Source organism: Carboxydothermus hydrogenoformans Z-2901, from assembly GCF_000012865.1.
GTDB classification, from domain to species: domain Bacteria; phylum Bacillota; class Z-2901; order Carboxydothermales; family Carboxydothermaceae; genus Carboxydothermus; species Carboxydothermus hydrogenoformans.
Window position 1 is genome coordinate 2,287,857 of sequence record NC_007503.1, and the last position, 16,547, is coordinate 2,304,403.

Here is a 16,547-nt window from a genome sequence, read left to right on the forward strand (position 1 = left end):
ACGTATAAAGATATCTAAACATAAAAAACCTTACCCTTCAGGGTAAGGTTTTAGAAATTAAGTTATTGAATTACCGGAACCGGGCCAAAGCCCATACCGTGGCCACCTCTACCCCCCATACCCTTAAAACCAAAACCTTTAGGTCCGGGCATGGTGCTGTTAACCATGTTTTTAACCCTGGTTTCGATGTTCTTTAAGAAGTTATCCGCCTGGGCCTGGGTTATTTTACCGTCTTTTACCAGCTGGTTAATCTTTTCCTTTTCTTTGGTGACGATAAAGTTTATTAGCTCAGTCTCGGTTTTCCCTTTGGCTTTAGCGATTTCCACCAGGGTTTTTCCGCTGTGCCGTTCGCTTATTAAGGTGTTGACATCAATTCCCAGGAAGCTTGCTAATTCGTCAGGGGTTACGCCAAAGCCTCTGTGATGCCCAAAACCTTTAGGACCAAGGTCTACGCTGTTAACCATTTGCTTGGTCCGTTCGGTTATATTCTGCAACATTTGGTCAGCCTGAGCTTGAGTTAATTTTCCGTCTTTCACCAGCTGGTTAATTTGGGCTTTCTTTTGCTCAACCAGGTAGTTGACCAGTTCTTCTTCAGATTTACCTTTTTCTTTGGCGATTTGGGCTAATGTTTTCCCGCTGTGCCGTTCGTTAATTAAGGTTGAAACATCAATTCCTAAAAACTTGGCTACATTGTCCATCATGCCACCAAAGGCCCTGCCAAAATGCCTGCCAAAACCGCGGTAGGTTTGAACTATTTTTGTGGTGGTAGAGGTGGTACCGTCGTTAGTAGTCGCCGCATACACCGCCGGAGCTGCCGCCACTAATAGGCCCGTCAGGGCAATTCCCGCAATCACTTTCTTACCCCATTCTTTTTTCACTTAAATCACCCTCCAGGTTAATTTGTAAACCCCCGTTGGAGCTTTCATTTATATCATAACCGGAGGGTTTTAAAAAGATTTCAGGGAAATGTTAAAAAGTTGTCAAGATTATAAAAGAGCTTTGGCCAAAGCCCGGGCAAAACGGGATAAGCCGTCAGAAGAATTTACTATTTTTATTTCCTCTGGATTGGTGATAAAGCCAATTTCTGCCAAAACCCCCGGCAAGCGTACGTTTTTGATGACATAAAAGGTAGCGGTTTTTAGCCCACGGTCTTTAAAACCGAATTCATTGATTAGCTGCTTTTGCACTTTAGCGGCCAGGCTTTCGCTGTCCTCCCGCCCTGCTTTAAAGTAGGTCTCAATTCCCCGGGCGGTATGGTCGGTAGCCGCATTTAAGTGAACCGAAATAAAAGCCCGGGCTCCCGAGTTGTTGGCAATTTTCACCCGCTGGGGCAGGGGAATAAAAACATCTTTATCCCGGGTTAGTACCACCTCACCTCCCAGCTTTTCTATTAGTGCCTTGCCCGCCAGGGCAAGCTTTAAGGTAACTTCTTTTTCGGCAATACCGCCGGCGCCTACCGCTCCAGGATCCTTCCCGCCATGGCCGGGATCGAGAACAATTTTTTTCCCAGCTAAAAGTTTGGCCCACACTTCTAAAATAACCTGCCCGCCGTTTACCCTAACCTCGTACAATAACTCCTCTTCGCCCTCAATCACCAAACGTAAAACGTCAGGCTTGTACTGGGCCAGCCGTACTTCTTTTATTTTATATTTTTTAACCGGTACTTCCTTCTTACCTACCCCCTGGACTTTGGTAATGTCAAGGACAACCCGGTAAGGATTTTTCAGGGTAAAAGATTTGAGCGAAGGTTTTTGGTCAAATTCCAGGATTATCCGCAAAACCAGTTCGGTTTCCAAGCGAAAATTTTTCAATACCGCCATGATAATTCCCCCTAAATAGTTTCTACTAATTAAAATATGCGGGGGTTTTAAGGAGCGGGATAAAAAACGATGAAAAAGGCTCTAAAAGCTAAAAGCTCTTAGAGCCTTAAAATTACCCGTTGATTTCTTTTTGAATTTCCGTAGCCTCTTTTTTAAATTCCTTAATGGTTTTGCCAAAGGCCCGACCGATTTCCGGAAGCTTGGCCGGACCAAAGATTACCAGGGCAATTACTAATATGATTAAAAGCTCCGGAATTCCAATTGAGTTAAACATTTTATCCCTGCTTTCCTAAAAGTAAGTTTTTTTCTTCCTGATAAAACCTGCCTAAAAATTCCACTATTTCCCGGTAGATTCCCTGAATATTTTCTTCCCGGCTTTTTTCCACCACCCGCTCGATAAAGGAAAGGTGGTCTACCAGAAAATCTCTCTGACCGGGATGATTATTTTCCACCAACATCGCCATAAACTCCAGCTCCAATACTAAATGATCGGGCATTCCCGAAAAATCTTCGGGAACGATAAGCCCCGCTTTTTCGTATAAAGCCGCCACATGCAGGGCGTGGTCGCTCATAAGAAAGCCGCGGCTATTGGCCATAACCGGGTCTACCTCGGGATCCGAAGACCACTTGCGGTACACCGATTCTATCAGGCTTACTCTTGGTGCATAGAGCCCAAAGTAATCCTGATACTGCCGCGAAAGTTCCGGGAAACCGGGAAGTTTCCCGAGGTTAACTCCAAATTTCCCAAAAGCTTTAGCACCGTCACTTTTTAACCAGCGGTAAAGTTCCAGATCCGGTTCGCTTAAGGCATAGGCTAACAGGCGGTAAATTTCGACCCGGTTATGTTCCATAGCCCTTCCTCCCTTTTAGTTCATTAAAGTTACGGGAACTGCTGCCAATAAGATTAACGCCCGCAAGGTAAAGCCTCCTGCCAGTACCAGCAAGGCGTCTAACGCTTTAATCCCTTTTCCCGCTTTCGGGGAAGCGGTAGCTCCAATCACCCCGGGGATGATGATACCCAGAAACACCAGTACTCCCCAGAAGTACAGGCTGTATTTCCCGGACACAATCATTTCCGCCGATTGTCTGGCAGCTTCCGGGCCATGGGTTGCAACTATCAAGAGGAAGAAAAGAAGTAATAGCTCTATTGCCGCAAGGCCAGTGTGCAGGGGCTTAAAGAAATCGGGCAGGGTTTTGCCGCCAAAGACAAAGCTTCCCAAGATAGCGGTAGCCATTCCGGTAACTAATGCCGATACGACAAAGAGCACCGGAATTACGGCATTGTTCCAGAAGGGTACCGCTTTAACAACTCCTAAAAGCACGCCGGTGTAAACGGAGGTTGCAAAGGCCAGGACCGCTCCGGCACAGCGCAGCGCTGTATTGGTATAATAGGGATTTTTTAGCTTCATCCAGCCGTAAACAAACGATACGGGCATAAACAGGGTTAAAATCCAGGTACCCCAGGTAATCATCGAAGTAAAGTGGGTGTAAAGGTAAAATATCCGCCAGGGTTCAAATTTTCCTGCCTCCACCCAGGTAAGGTCTAAGACCAGGAATAGGGTGCCAATGGCTACCAGCGGAGCTGCTAAGATCGTTCCGGCTTTAATTAATGCTTCATTATCCTTATTTATCCCGGAGCGCTCGGTCATGACCGCTATTAAAAAAGCTCCCGCTCCGGCTCCGGCAAGGAAAAGATATATCGCAATTATCATTCCCCAAGCCATTTAAATCCCTCCTTAGCGTACGTAGTAGATGGAGGGTTTGGTGCCCAAATCCCCCCGCAAGGGTTTTGCCTGTTTTTGCTGAATAATCCGGTGAATTTCGTCGTTGGGATCATCTAAGTCCCCAAAATACCGGGCTTCGCCAATACAGGTAGAGACGCAGGCCGGCTTTTTCCCCTGCTCTACCCGGTGATAGCAAAACCGGCACTTTTCCGGCACACCTTTTTCGTGATTTATGACCCGGGCCTGGTAAGGACAGGCCACCATGCAGTATTTGCAGCCGGCACAGCGCTTATCATCTACCAGCACTATGCCGTCCTCCCTTTTATATGTCGCTCCGGTAGGGCAAACTTCAATACAGGGGGCATTGTCGCAATGCTGGCATTGAATTAATAAAAACTCCCGCCGAACATTGGGAAAACTGCCCGTTTCCCGTTCTTCCAGCCGGGTAAATTTTTCCCCGGGGGGTAGCCCCCATTCCGCTTCACAGGCAACGGTGCACGCCTGACAGGCAGCGCATTTGGTCATGTCAATTACCATAGCATACTTAGGCATTTGCCCCACCTCCAACTTTTCTTACCTCCACCAGCACTTCACAGTCGGCCGATGCTCCGGATACCGGTTCCACGTGGCAGGGTATGATAAAGGAAGTACTGGCACCTTTTTTATACGCCTTTTTCTGGTAAGGTGAAAAACCTCCAAAACCGTGAACCATGAAAACAGCATCGGGATGAATGGCTTCGGTAACTTTAGCTTTTATGGTAACTTTACCGTAATCCGATTTTACTTCCACTAAATCACCGTTTTTGATACCGAGCTTTTCGGCCGTCCGGGTATTAATCCAAAGGACGTTTTCCGGCATGAGAGCATGCAGGTACTCGTTATTAAAGGTGGAAGTATGGGTATGAACCGCAGTATGACCGTGCAGGAAGCGAAGCTTGCCGTTTCCTTCGGTAACACCGGGCGGCACCCAGGTCGGAACTTTTTTGGCACCGGCTTTTTCAAAAGCACTTGATGCAAGTTCAATTTTGCCGGACTCAGTCTTGATTTCCGGAACTTTGTACTCGGTTTTCCCGTCATCCAGGGCAATAACGCCTTTTTCTACAAGTTGTTTAAAGGTTACGTTAAAGGGCTTTAACATCTGGTCCGAAAACTGCTCCAAGGTAAAGTTAAAGTACTGCCCTATCCCCGCTTCATGAGCCAGTTCTTTGATAATATCATCAACACCCATGGTATTATGAAGCGGTTTTACCGCCGGCTGCCGCAGAGCAACGGCATTACCAGCAATCTGCGGCGGGTCAAACCGTTCCAGGTACGTGGATTCGGGTAAAACGTAATGGGCCATCATGGCAGTTTCGCTCATCTGCACATCAATAACTACTAACAGCTCTAATTTCTTTAAAGCTTCAATCCATTTCTGGGAATTACCGGCCGAGCGCACCGGATTGTGGTGGTTGACAATGTATGCTTTAATCGGATAAGGCTGACCGGACAAAATGTGCTCCGGTAACATTTGAATCATCCCAAGGCCTTTGGCCAACGGCCATTTTTCCCCACCGGCACCGTCAAACCGTTTAGCCTTCGGTTTTTCTAATTTCGGCCAGAGACCTTCCCGCTCTTCTACTTTGGTAAATTTATATTTGGGGAATTTCAGGCCACCTTTCATACCAAGGTTACCCATAAGGGCGTTGATTACCGCTCCGGCTCTTACCATTTCGGTACTGTTCATGTAACGCGAGGTATGCCAGCCGGGATCTACCACCGCTGCCGGTTTGGCCTTGGCAAATTCTTCGGTAATCCGTTCAATCGTTGCTGCCGGAATACCGGTTATCTCCTCGGCCCACTTCGGAGTGTATTTCTCCACTTCCGCCGCTACTTCTTCAAAGCCAATTGTGTAATTTTTTACAAACTCTTTATCGTACCATTCGTTTTTAATGATGAGGTGAATCATTGCCAGTAAGAATGCAAGGTCGGTTCCCGGTCTTATCGGCACCCATTCGGAAGCAAGGGCCGCAAAATTGGAATACCGGGGATCCAGGGCGATAAGTTTGGCCCCTTTTTCCTTGGCCTTCATGATGCCGGTAACCTGGCTTACGTTTATCCCTTCTACCAGGTTACGCCCGCAGGAAATGTAGTATTTAACATTGCCGTAGTCAACGGTAGGAACTTCTCCGTACATTGTTTTATAAGCCACATTTCGCGGAGAGTAACAGGTCGGAGCATGGGCACTCAAGTTTGGCGAACCAAACGCCTGATTAAAGATTACTTCATAATCGTAAGCCAGCTCCGGATGGGTACTCCAAACCAAAGCTTCCGGGCCGTATTTGGCCTTTATTTCTTTTAGTTTTTCGCCGATTTCACGAAAAGCCTGTTCCCAGGAAATCGGCACAAACCTGTCCCCTTCTTTCTTTAAGGGCTGCTTTAACCGGTCCGGGTCGTACAAAAGCTTCATACCGGCATTACCCCGGGCACAAATTTTACCCTTACCATTGGGGTGTTCTTTGTTGCCTTCGATTTTTACCACCCGGCCATTTTTTACTTTAACGATGATGCCGCATTTGGTACCGCACATTTCGCAGATGCTGGGAATCAATTTTACCTCCCCGGTTTCCGCCGCCTTAGCCGCCCAGCGTTCAAAAGACATCACTCCGCCGGATAAGGCTGCCAGGGCACCGGTAGCAGCAGAAGCTTTTAAAAAGCTCCTCCGGGTAAGCTTCATACACCTTCCCCCTTTATTCGTGCTGTTTTTCACTTTCTATGTTAATTGTAAAACAATTTCGAATTGTGAAGGTAATCGCAAAGACTTATGGGGTTATAAAGATAAATTTATACCCATAAAATTATTCTTTGAATTGTTTTTGCTAAAATTAATTTTCAGCAAAGTTATGATATAATAAATATTGATTTAAGTGACGGGGGAAGAAAGCATGAATTTATACCAGTTTGAACTTTTCTGTCAAATTGCTAAAGTAAGGAGTTTCACAAAAGCAGCGAAATTAATGCACCTGACCCAGCCGGCCATTTCCGCTCAGGTGCAGGCAATGGAAAATTTTTATGGCACCAAATTATTTGAGCGCTCGGCCACCGGGGTAAAGCTTACCCCCGCCGGGGAGCTGGTTTATAAGTATGCCCAGCACTTTTTGGCCGAACACGAAAAGTTAGAAAGGGAGATAGACAATTTACTTGGCACCAATGCCCAGACCATTGTCATTGGGGCCAGCTCCACTATCGGTAATTTTGCCCTTCCCTGCAACGTGTGGAGCTTTAAGGAAAAGTACCCGGAAGCCAATATTCGTATCGAAGTGGATAACTCAAAGAAGGTTATTGATATGGTAATGGAAGATAAGGTGGATTTTGGGCTGGCGGAAGGACCGGAGTTTACCCATCCCGATCTCGAAGTAAAAAAAGTCGGGGAAAGTCAGGTGGTAATAATCACCTCCCCCGAACTTCCCCTGGCCCGGCAAGATTCCATTACCGTTGAGGAATTAAAAAAGCTTCCTTTGATCATGCGGGAACCGGGTTCTTCGGTGCGGGAAGTGTTTTTTGACGCAATAAAAAAAGCCGGGGTCCCGGCCAAGGAGTTAAATATTGTTTTGGAACTGGGAAGCTTTCAAGGAGTTTTGGAAGCGGTAAAAAAAGGACACGGGGTATCAATTTCCTGTTTGGAAGCGATTAAAAAAGAGTTCCACCGCAAAGAACTCCACTACCTTACTTTAAAAGATATGGAACTTACCATGCCGTTTTTGCTGGTTTACCGCAAAGACCGCGCCTTTAGCCCGCTGGCAAAAAGGTTTTTAAGGTTTATTATTGGGCCTGCCGCTTTAGAATTTTGTTAAAGGATATATTTTTTTAAAAACAAGATTCCAAGATACGTACCGATAATCAGAGAACCACCAAAAATCCAGCCATGCAGCGAAAAAGAAGCGATTCCTCCTACCAGGTTGCCAATATTACAGCCAAGGGCCAGCCTTGCCCCAAATCCCATTAATATACCGCCAAAGATCCCCAGGAAAAATTTTCCCGGGGACTTTATTTTTTTAGGTCTAAATTCGTTGTGCCACAGAGCAGCAAATAATCCTCCTAAAATAGTCCCTACCACCAGGAGATTTTCCTGGGAAAACAAAGTGGTTTTAAAAAAGGCCTCGGGATAAACTTCCTGGTAATACGCCCACTTTTCCGGATGCATGCCCAAAACTTTCAACCACCAGGTACCCCAGTCGGTAAGGATGTGGGTAACAACCCAGGGCTTACCCCAGGTTAATAGAAGCAAGATATTCAAAATTCCGAGGACTATGCCGCCCTTTATCTCCGACCAGCCAAGATCAACTTTTTTCACTTTTTCTACCCCTTAATAACGCTGACTTCCCAAATTCCCGGAGAAATTTCTTCTAAATCGTACTCGTACTTTAACCTTACCGCCAGATCAACGATATTGCGCACCGAACGGCTAAAATCGGTAATAACGGTAATCTTATCCCCCGGTTGCAGTTTTTTTAATTCTTCCTGCACCCGCCAGAGGGGAACCGGGCAAACTTCGCCGGTTAAATCTATTTTTATTTCCATTTACATTTCCTCCCGTAAGGCTTTAAGTAAAAGGAAAAATATTATTGCATAAATAATAAGTGTCGGGAACCAGCCGATAATGCCGGGCAGCCAGAATTTTTGCGAGGATATTAATATATCCTTCCAGTACCCGTAACCAAACGCCCCAAGAACCGAACCAATTACTATTCCCAGTAATACTCCCCAGTAGTGGAAAAATCCCTCTCCCACCCGTACCAAAGTGCTAATCACACAGCCACCGGCTAAGACCATGCCGGCGCCAAAAATAATGCCGCCAATCACCAGATGCCAGCCCACCGGATTTATTTTCCCGGGAGGTACGTTCCCCTGTAAGACTGCCAAAAACTGAACGACAAAAAAGCCGGCAGCCGAAACAGCAATTAACACCGTAACTCCCCGGCTCATGGCTTTATCCCGAAACATAATTAAATCCCGAAAGGCCGAAGCAAAGCAAAAGCGGGAGCGGCTAACGGCATAACCAAAGCCAATGCCGAGAGCAAAGACAGCCGCCCGGGTAAAATTTTGATTTGCAAGAAAATACAGTGGAACTATCAAGAAAAAAAATAATAAGCCGTAAGCTACCTTTCTTTGCACCTTTTATCACCTAAGTACATTATATCTTATCCGCTAAATTTTTGCTTTAAAAAAGTTTTTCCAGAAAATAAAACGCCCAGGAGCGTCGTAATGCCGGCTAAATTTAAAGCGGGCCAAAGCCCGCTTTAAATCTTTTTTAACCTCCCTGAAAATGGATGCTCACAGAACCGTCCCTAAAACCACCATTTTTATTTCGTTTAAGAGGAGGTCTAATTTTTCTTCGCTTTCAGCTTCGCCGTAGATTCTAAAGACCGGCTCGGTACCGGAAGCCCGGACCAGAACAAAGCTTCCGCTCGCAAGTTCCCACTTCATTCCATCAACGCGGCTTTCCCGAAGTACTTTTTCTCCGGCAATTTCTGTTAGTTTTAATGAAGACAGCCGCTTTAAGATTTCTTCTTTTTGTTCGGGGGTTGTTCTGTAATCGTCCCGGCGAGTATAGGACCGGCCGTAGCGGGTATAAACATCTTCTAAAACTTCAGTTAAAGGCTTTTTAAAGAATTCCCGGATTTTTACCGCCAGTAAATCGGCCAAAATCCCGTCTTTTTCCGGCACATGTCCGGCAATGGATAATCCTCCCGATTCTTCGCCGCCTAACACCGCTCCTTCCCTCAGGGCTTTACCGATGTACTTAAAGCCAACGGGCGTTTCAATTACGTTAAAACCATTGGCCCGGGCCATTTTATCTAAAAGGTGGGTGGTAGGAACGGTCCGGGCTACATCTCCTCCCCTGCCGCTTTCAATCAGGTAATGGTAAGTAAGGATTAAAACTTCGTTAGCAGTAAAAAGCCGCTCACCTTCGACAATTCCAAAGCGGTCGGCATCACCATCTAAAGCAAGGCCCAGGTCGGCCTTTTTATTTTTTATTGCTTCGACAAGAGGTTTTAGTTCTTTTTGTTTGGGTTCGGGCATGCTCCCGCCAAAAAGGGGATCCCGGTAGTTTCTAATAGTACTTACGGTATAACCGAAGTCCGTTAAAACTTTTTCCAGATACCCCTGTCCCGCTCCGTACATCGGGTCCACGACTACCGTACCCTGTCCGTAGTTTAGACCGGTAAGCTTTTTTAGGTGGTCAACGTAGGCACTCTCTAAATTTAACGTTAATTTTTTCCCCTTTTCCTTTAAAGAAGGAACTGCCCCGGCATTTATGAGCTGCTCCAGGCGATCGGTTATATCAGGTAACGCCGGTCCTGCGTAATCGGGGATGAATTTAAAGCCGTTGTACTCCGGCGGGTTATGGCTGGCAGTTAGCATTACCCCGCCTATGGCCTTAAGTTTGTTTATTGCAAAAGCCACGTAAGGTGTCGGCACAAACTTCTCCGGAAGGTAAACATCAAAGCCGCTTTTTAAAAGAATTTCCGCTACCGTCTCAGCAAAATGCTCCGATAAAAAGCGGCAGTCATAACCCACTACTACCGCTCCAGCTCGATATTTCTCCTGTAAATAAGCGGCTAATCCCAGGGTTACCTTTTCTAAACTGGCAAAGGTAAAATCTTTAGCAATAATGCCCCTCCACCCATCGGTACCAAATTTAATCACTCTTATCCCCCTTTTCTCCTTGGTTTTTTATCGGTAATATCCACCGTCATGGTAAGCTTATCGTGTTTTAAGTCAATATAAACCTGGCCATTAGCATCGATTTGAGCATAGGCGACATCTTTAATATCGTTTATCCCCTGTTCTTTTAAGTAATGAAAAAACCATTGTTTGGATATTCCATGCTGTTCAAAATTTTGTTCAATTAGTTCTCCGTCAACCACCAGTTCTGCCGGAATTCCTTCGTATGGCGGATCTAAGCCCAGGTCTTCGGGGGTTAGCGGGCGCTTGGGAGATTTAAGCAATACCGAAAGCTCTCCGTTGGGTTCCGCAATGGCAAACTCCACGTCAGCAATGTTAAAAGCACCCTTTTCCCGCAGTTGCATCATTAAATCGTCCATCGTATACCGCATTAATTTCATGTTATGTTCCAATATTTTTCCGTTGTGAACGACAATAGTCGGCTCGTCCTGTAAAAGTTTTCTAATATTCCGGTTTTTTAAGCTTGCCCACTGGACAAAAATCGTCAGCGCCCCAAAGGCTACCATTCCTGTCAGGTAATGAATCACGTTGGTGCGCAAATCCACCGCCACATTGGCAGCAATCGAGCCAATGACAATGCCGTTTATATAATCGGAAATGGTAAGCTGCCCCAGCTGGGATTTCCCAATTAATTTGGTAATTACCAGCACTGCTATAAAAGCTGCAATTGACCGAAGGATTACTTCTGTTAAGTCGTGCACAGGAACACCTCCACCCCTATTTTGAAAAAAACCGACGGATTTTATTCCGTCGGTTGCATAATTTTTGCATTAACGGGATAGCCTTACAGTAGAGGTGATCCTATGGATGAACGGGAAAGGGCCCCATTACTAAAGGGAAGCTTTTACGGGGTGGTTTTAAGTCTTCCCTTCTGGTGGTTATTATTTTATCTCCTTTTCCACTAATTCTTTTAAGTAAGCTTTAAAACCTTGAGCCAGCTCCTCCCGGTCCAGGGCAAACTCGACAGTTGCTTTCAAAAAGCCCAGTTTATCGCCCACATCGTAACGCAATCCTTCATAAACATAGCCGTATATAGGTTTCACCTGACAGAGCATTCTTAGAGCATCGGTCAACTGTATTTCGCCGCCGGCTCCGGGGGGAGTTTTTTCCAGGAACTCAAAAATTTCCGGTTCAATTATGTAGCGCCCCATTACCGCCAGGTTCGAGGGCGCTTCTTCCGGCTTTGGCTTTTCTACCAGGTCATACACCCGGTACAAACGCTCTCCGACCTCCTCGGCCTTTATAATTCCGTACTTGCTTACTTCCCGGGGCTCCACGGCCTGTACCGCTACGATACTCGCTTCCACTTTTTCGTATAAGTCGATCATCTGCTTTAAGACCGGAGTCCTGGCCTTCATTAAGTCATCCCCGAGTAAAACAGCAAACGGTTCATTGCCGATAAATTTCCGGGCGCAGTAAATAGCATGGCCAAGACCTAAAGGCTCTTTTTGCCGCACGTAATGGATGTCCACCATATTTCCGATGGAACGGACTATTTCTAAAAGGTCTTCCTTTCCTCTTTTTTCCAGATACATTTCCAATTCCGGCGACTTGTCAAAATGGTCTTCAATAGCCCGTTTGTTTTTACCGGTAACGATTAAAATGTCCTCTATCCCCGACGCCACCGCTTCTTCCACGATGTACTGAATCGTTGGTTTATCTACAATAGGAAGCATTTCCTTGGGCTGAGCTTTAGTTGCCGGCAAAAACCTAACTCCAAGTCCCGCTGCAGGAATAATGGCTTTTTTAATTTTCATGTCCCTTACCCCCCTCGTGAAATTTTTAAACCCTCCACTTTTCTTATTATAATAAAATTACCTTATTATGGCAAATTACCATAGACTTCATCGTAAATTTCTGCCGCTTTTTGCACAACATCTTCGTTTAAAACGGTGTAACGCTCCGGTCGCATAGAGGGGGCAAGGTAAACCGCTTCTAAAAATTGCTGTTTGTTAAGGCCGATACTTTGCGGATTTTCCCATAACCCGAATTTTCGATAAAAGTTTAAAAGTTCTTTGAAGTTTTTCCCCTGCAGGGCAGCGGTAAACAACGCCGCCACCCCTACCTGCTCACCGTGAAGGGCCGGACGGTCAAAAAGTTTATCTAAAGCATGGCTGATTAAATGTTCGGCTCCGCTCGCCGGCCGGCTGTTTCCGGCAATCGCCATCGCAATCCCGGATAAAACCAAACCTTCCGCTAAAAGCTTTAAAAATTCCGGTGCTAAAAGGTTATCTCCCGAATAATTTAAAATCGATGAAGCCGCTTTTTCCGAAAGCATGTAAGCAAAACCATCCATTTTATCTTTACCCTTTTGACAGGCCAGCTCCCAGTCGTTTAAGGCAGTTATATTCGAGATTAAGTCCCCGATCCCCGCTTTTAATAGCTTCACCGGAGAGTTTTTAATGACCTGCAAATCAATCAATACCCCAACCGGCATGTTAACTCCAATACTGCGGAGCTTTTCTCCATCCCGGATTACCGCCACCGGGCTTACCACCCCGTCATTAGCTAAGGTCGTGGGAAAAGTGATAAGGGGTAACAACTTTTCCGTTGCCACCACTTTTGCCACATCGATAACCCGTCCACCCCCTACAGCTACCAGCAAATCGGGGTTCACCGTATTTATTTTTTCCTTTAAGTTACTAATTTCCTGTAAAGAGTTATCCCCTACCTGGTAAAAATTATATCTTTCCGCCTCAAAGCCCCGGGAAACTTCTTCCGCAATCCCCCAGGTATTTGCTCCCCCAGTTATAAAGAGAGGGTTTTCAAAATAAAAGTTACTTTCCCGGATAACGTTTTTTAAATGATAACGGAGGTTTTCCTCGATACGGATAAAAAGCGGTAAACTTATAAACCGGTTAAATAACGGCATAAAAATCCCTCTTACCAGTTGATTTTTTGAGCTATTTCCCGGGCATATTCTAAATCTTTAAAATCATCAATTTCCGTCCATAAATAACCCCGGGTAGATACCGGGCGAATTTTCAGCTCCGGTAAAAGAGTATTTAAGGCAGTTTCGTACCAGCCGTTTACTTCCCCGGCCTCCACCATTTCCCAGCAGCGATTAATTACCTTTCGAGCTATATCCCGGCTAAACCTTAAAATTCCTATATATTCTCCCTGCGCTTCGCGGGGATTTACCTTTTTGCTGATATGGGTTATAAAGCCATCTTCAATAACTACTTTCATATCTTCTTCATCTAACGGGTTAACGTCATCTACCACCAGTACATCGGGATAATTTTCTGAAAAAAGCTCATCCAATATTTGCGGAGCAAAAACTACATCGGAATTAAAAAGGATAAAACCGTCGGATAAGTGATCTTTTAACAGAGCCACCGAATACACGTTATTTTTGGTATTGTACTCAGGGTTTTCAATAAGCTTTACCCCGGGCGGCAGTACTTTTTTTAAAGCTTCAATCCGGTAACCCCCAACTACATAAATATCTTCCGCTTTAATTCCCCTTTTTAGCGCTTGCTCAATTTGTTTTTCAATTATGGTCTTGCCGTTTATCTCAATCATCGCTTTCGGCCGGTCGGAAGTTAAAGGATAAAGCCGACTTCCCACTCCAGCAGCCAAGATAACCAGTTTCACCAATCTTTCCTCCCCCGCAACTTGTAATCAACCAGCACTTTCAGGGCAAATTTCGGTAAAACCATCATTCTTTTGTACCGCCAGGGCTCCTGGATTAACCGCCAGAGCCACTCCAGACCTGCTTTTTGCATGAATTTGGGAGCTCTTTTGGTAACCCCCGCCCAGACATCAAAGCTTCCGCCAATTCCCACTGCTACCATGGGCTCAGGGGATTTAGCAAGTAAATTTCTGATAAAAATTTCTTGTCTCGGAAATCCCATTCCAACCAAAACAAGTTCGGGATTGCCTTTAATTATTTGTTCGATTTTTTCCTCATCATTGGTAAAATAGCCGTTTTCAATACCCACAATTTCAACTGTATTGTTAAATTCCAGTAATTTAATTGCTGCTTTTTCCGCAACACCGGGCTTGGCGCCAATTAAATACACTTTCAAATTGTCTTTTTTTCGGATAACCCCTTCCACAAGCTCAATCCCCGGTACCCTCTCTTTAAACGATTGGCCTTTTATCTTCCCGGCTAAAACTATCCCCACCCCATCGGGCAGGATTAAGTCGGCGTTTAAAACTAATTGTTTTAAATCCGGATTATTTAAGGCTGCATAAATCATTTCCGGATTAATAGTGATGATATGGGCTTTCCTTCTTTCTTCTATTAATTTTATCACCTTATTTACCGCTTCGTTTAAACTTAAGCTGGCAACCGGAAAATCATAAATTTTTATTACCGCCATTTATCTCACCTTGACTGCCTTTTAAAAATGCCTTTACCATCACCATATTTATAGCTATCAAGAAAATCCCCAGGATGCTTCCTAATAATAAACCGTTTCCGGTTCTAATTAAACTTACCCACAGAGGATCGTACTGGTGAGCAAAAGTATTGATAACCGTAACCGGTGCTAAGCTTCCAATAACCAGAGCTATATACCGTATCTCCGGTCTCACTTTTGTCCATAATCCCCAAAGAAGCAAAGGATAGCCAATGGCAAATTCTTTAAATCTCGGCCTTACATACAGGTACTTATTTAGCAGGGCGCGAAGCTTTATCTCGCCGGGTAAAACCAGCGATTCCGCAGCATTTCCCGTCCGCAACAGGTAATAAGCACCAGCCCCGAAAACAATTATTAGCGCAAATAGCTGCCACAATTTTAATTCTAAACCTAAATACTCAAAAACCACTTGTTTTAAACTTTTTTCCCGTACTAACAAAACCCTTGCAGCATAGATAGCAAATATTAATACCGGCAGAAGAAAAGATAATTTTACACCCCGAAATAAATCGGCATGAACAAAGTAATTATTTCCGGTTAAAAAGGCGGAAATCGCAAAGCCTCCAAAAACACTGATTAAAACTACAATGACAAGAGAAGCCAATGCCTTTAAAAAGGAGTTTGGATTCTTAATATCGATACTAAATAGCGCAATTAGCGGATATAATACGGACGCACCAAAAGCACAAAATTTAAAGTACAAATCGAAATTCAAGGTAAATAAAGCAAAACCACCAATAAGTAGAATTACGGTAAAAGTTAGAGCGGTTTTAATATTTACTAAATCAAATAGCACCAGGGAATATCCAAATAAGACAATGAGCAATACCGATAATAAAAGTTTTTCAAGCTTTCTTTCGGGTATTTTCTTTAGAGGATTAACCGGGACAAATTGATAATTTAAACTTTTCATCGTTTCATAAGTTTGGGAAGTAACGGTCTCAAAAGCAAGAACGGTAGTTTTGTTAAACTCTTTTGCCGGAATTTTAAAAACAATAGCTTTATTCCTCCGTTCCCTGATGCCAATTTTTAAACTTTCTATTTTTTCCTCCGTAGTTGCTAAAATATTGCCGCCTTCAATGGTATTTATTGTAACTTGCCGTACCCGAAAAACAGGGAGCTTAGTCCGGTTAATCATAGCATTAGTTTGAGGCTGGTCAATACCATCTAAAAGCCCTACGGAAAAGTTTTCTTTTAAAAAGGTATCGGCGAAAATTTTGGTAAATTTGTTGTTTTCCGGCAAATTCTTATCGGCAAAAACAACCTTGGGTTCCGGGCAAAAAGTTTTTATATAGGAAAGATAATTTTTTACTTCTTGTTCATTTGCGATACTCCACTGGGGAATAAATAGCAGAACATCTAAATTGTTTTTCCGGGCCATTTCCAAACCTTGAGGATTAAAACCCAGTAGCAACTTTTCCGTGCTTTTATATGGATAGTTTATTTTTAGAATATATTTTTTATTTACTTGCTGTAATTGATTTTTAATATTCCTGGCACTTAACGCGTGAATTGCCGAATCAACAATCTCCTTGTTATCGGTAATTAAATAAGTATAAGGTGCTTTTAGTTCAATGAAATCTTTGAATTCAGGAAAAGTTGCAACTGCACTAACTCCCAAAAAAAGTCCAGCCTCCTGGTTAAATATTTCCTGGCTGCTACCATTCTCTTCATACAATGCTAAGCCAACAAAGCCCGTTTTCTTTAGCCTGGCTATGGTTTGCTCCGGTGTTAAACCCCAGTAACTACTTAAATTTATTAAAGTTTCGTAATCCAAGTAAAACCCCGTTTCTTTTTTCTTATCTTCAGCGATCCGCGGAGGCAAAAGAATTATTGAAAAAGCAAAAATAACCAGCAGTAAGATTGCTAAAAGTATTTTTCCTTTTTTCACCCTAAATCCCCCACCC

Annotated in this window: 18 protein-coding genes; 1 reads left to right on the forward strand and 17 read right to left on the reverse strand. The window is 44.3% G+C overall.

The genetic code is table 11. The features are described from left to right. Nucleotides 1-62 precede the first annotated feature (62 nt). The 7 genes from CHY_RS11890 to CHY_RS11920 all read right to left on the reverse strand — a co-directional run bounded on the left by CHY_RS11890 (nucleotide 63) and on the right by CHY_RS11920 (nucleotide 6,260). A complete protein-coding gene (locus CHY_RS11890; protein ID WP_011345434.1) occupies nucleotides 63-878 on the reverse strand; it encodes a DUF2680 domain-containing protein in 816 nt (271 codons plus the stop codon). A gap of 108 nt (nucleotides 879-986) precedes the next feature. Beyond that, nucleotides 987-1,820: an N-acetylmuramoyl-L-alanine amidase gene (locus CHY_RS12900; RefSeq protein ID WP_011345435.1), complete on the reverse strand. Its 834-nt coding sequence runs from the start codon at nucleotides 1,818-1,820 to the stop codon at nucleotides 987-989. A gap of 112 nt (nucleotides 1,821-1,932) precedes the next feature. Beyond that, entirely contained in the window at nucleotides 1,933-2,094 is a 162-nt protein-coding gene (gene tatA, locus CHY_RS11900) for a twin-arginine translocase TatA/TatE family subunit (RefSeq protein ID WP_011345436.1), read from the reverse strand. A gap of 1 nt (nucleotide 2,095) precedes the next feature. Then, entirely contained in the window at nucleotides 2,096-2,671 is a 576-nt protein-coding gene (locus CHY_RS12905; protein ID WP_011345437.1) for a TorD/DmsD family molecular chaperone, read from the reverse strand. A gap of 15 nt (nucleotides 2,672-2,686) precedes the next feature. Continuing rightward, on the reverse strand, nucleotides 2,687-3,544 hold the full coding sequence (nrfD, locus tag CHY_RS11910; RefSeq protein ID WP_011345438.1) for an NrfD/PsrC family molybdoenzyme membrane anchor subunit: 858 nt from the start codon (nucleotides 3,542-3,544) through the stop codon (nucleotides 2,687-2,689). Between the two features lie 12 nt (nucleotides 3,545-3,556). Beyond that, a complete protein-coding gene (locus CHY_RS11915) occupies nucleotides 3,557-4,096 on the reverse strand; it encodes a 4Fe-4S dicluster domain-containing protein (protein ID WP_011345439.1) in 540 nt (179 codons plus the stop codon). Next, the gene (locus CHY_RS11920; protein WP_011345440.1) at nucleotides 4,089-6,260 is read right to left on the reverse strand and encodes a molybdopterin-containing oxidoreductase family protein; all 2,172 of its coding nucleotides are present in this window, start codon (nucleotides 6,258-6,260) and stop codon (nucleotides 4,089-4,091) included. The genes CHY_RS11915 and CHY_RS11920 overlap by 8 nt, the downstream gene beginning before the upstream one ends. Nucleotides 6,261-6,468: 208 nt before the next feature. Between CHY_RS11920 and CHY_RS11925 the strand changes: the two genes are divergently transcribed. Further along, nucleotides 6,469-7,377 (forward strand): LysR family transcriptional regulator, encoded by a 909-nt coding sequence (locus CHY_RS11925; protein ID WP_011345441.1) that lies wholly within the window; start codon nucleotides 6,469-6,471, stop codon nucleotides 7,375-7,377. Here the strand turns inward: CHY_RS11925 and CHY_RS11930 are convergent. The 10 genes from CHY_RS11930 to CHY_RS11975 all read right to left on the reverse strand — a co-directional run bounded on the left by CHY_RS11930 (nucleotide 7,374) and on the right by CHY_RS11975 (nucleotide 16,531). Further along, entirely contained in the window at nucleotides 7,374-7,877 is a 504-nt protein-coding gene (locus CHY_RS11930) for a YeeE/YedE thiosulfate transporter family protein (protein ID WP_011345442.1), read from the reverse strand. The genes CHY_RS11925 and CHY_RS11930 overlap by 4 nt on opposite strands. Before the next feature lie 5 nt (nucleotides 7,878-7,882). Beyond that, nucleotides 7,883-8,104 (reverse strand): sulfurtransferase TusA family protein, encoded by a 222-nt coding sequence (locus tag CHY_RS11935; RefSeq protein WP_011345443.1) that lies wholly within the window; start codon nucleotides 8,102-8,104, stop codon nucleotides 7,883-7,885. Then, entirely contained in the window at nucleotides 8,105-8,698 is a 594-nt protein-coding gene (locus CHY_RS11940; protein WP_011345444.1) for a YeeE/YedE thiosulfate transporter family protein, read from the reverse strand. It abuts the gene before it with no gap. A gap of 159 nt (nucleotides 8,699-8,857) precedes the next feature. Further along, the gene (locus CHY_RS11945; RefSeq protein ID WP_011345446.1) at nucleotides 8,858-10,234 is read right to left on the reverse strand and encodes a phosphoglucomutase/phosphomannomutase family protein; all 1,377 of its coding nucleotides are present in this window, start codon (nucleotides 10,232-10,234) and stop codon (nucleotides 8,858-8,860) included. Nucleotides 10,235-10,236: 2 nt separating this feature from the next. Continuing rightward, nucleotides 10,237-10,974, reverse strand: coding sequence for a DUF421 domain-containing protein (locus CHY_RS11950; RefSeq protein ID WP_011345447.1), 738 nt, complete (start codon nucleotides 10,972-10,974; stop codon nucleotides 10,237-10,239). Between the two features lie 180 nt (nucleotides 10,975-11,154). Continuing rightward, nucleotides 11,155-12,030, reverse strand: a complete 876-nt coding sequence (gene galU, locus CHY_RS11955; protein WP_011345448.1) for a UTP--glucose-1-phosphate uridylyltransferase GalU — start codon at nucleotides 12,028-12,030, stop codon at nucleotides 11,155-11,157. A gap of 65 nt (nucleotides 12,031-12,095) precedes the next feature. Further along, the gene (locus CHY_RS11960) at nucleotides 12,096-13,145 is read right to left on the reverse strand and encodes an iron-containing alcohol dehydrogenase family protein (protein ID WP_011345449.1); all 1,050 of its coding nucleotides are present in this window, start codon (nucleotides 13,143-13,145) and stop codon (nucleotides 12,096-12,098) included. 11 nt (nucleotides 13,146-13,156) lie between these two features. After that, on the reverse strand, nucleotides 13,157-13,870 hold the full coding sequence (locus CHY_RS11965; RefSeq protein WP_011345450.1) for an NTP transferase domain-containing protein: 714 nt from the start codon (nucleotides 13,868-13,870) through the stop codon (nucleotides 13,157-13,159). Next, nucleotides 13,867-14,601: a WecB/TagA/CpsF family glycosyltransferase gene (locus CHY_RS11970; RefSeq protein WP_011345451.1), complete on the reverse strand. Its 735-nt coding sequence runs from the start codon at nucleotides 14,599-14,601 to the stop codon at nucleotides 13,867-13,869. Before CHY_RS11970 ends, CHY_RS11965 begins: the two co-directional genes overlap by 4 nt. Beyond that, on the reverse strand, nucleotides 14,579-16,531 hold the full coding sequence (locus CHY_RS11975; RefSeq protein WP_011345452.1) for a DUF5693 family protein: 1,953 nt from the start codon (nucleotides 16,529-16,531) through the stop codon (nucleotides 14,579-14,581). Before CHY_RS11975 ends, CHY_RS11970 begins: the two co-directional genes overlap by 23 nt. Nucleotides 16,532-16,547: the final 16 nt, after the last annotated feature.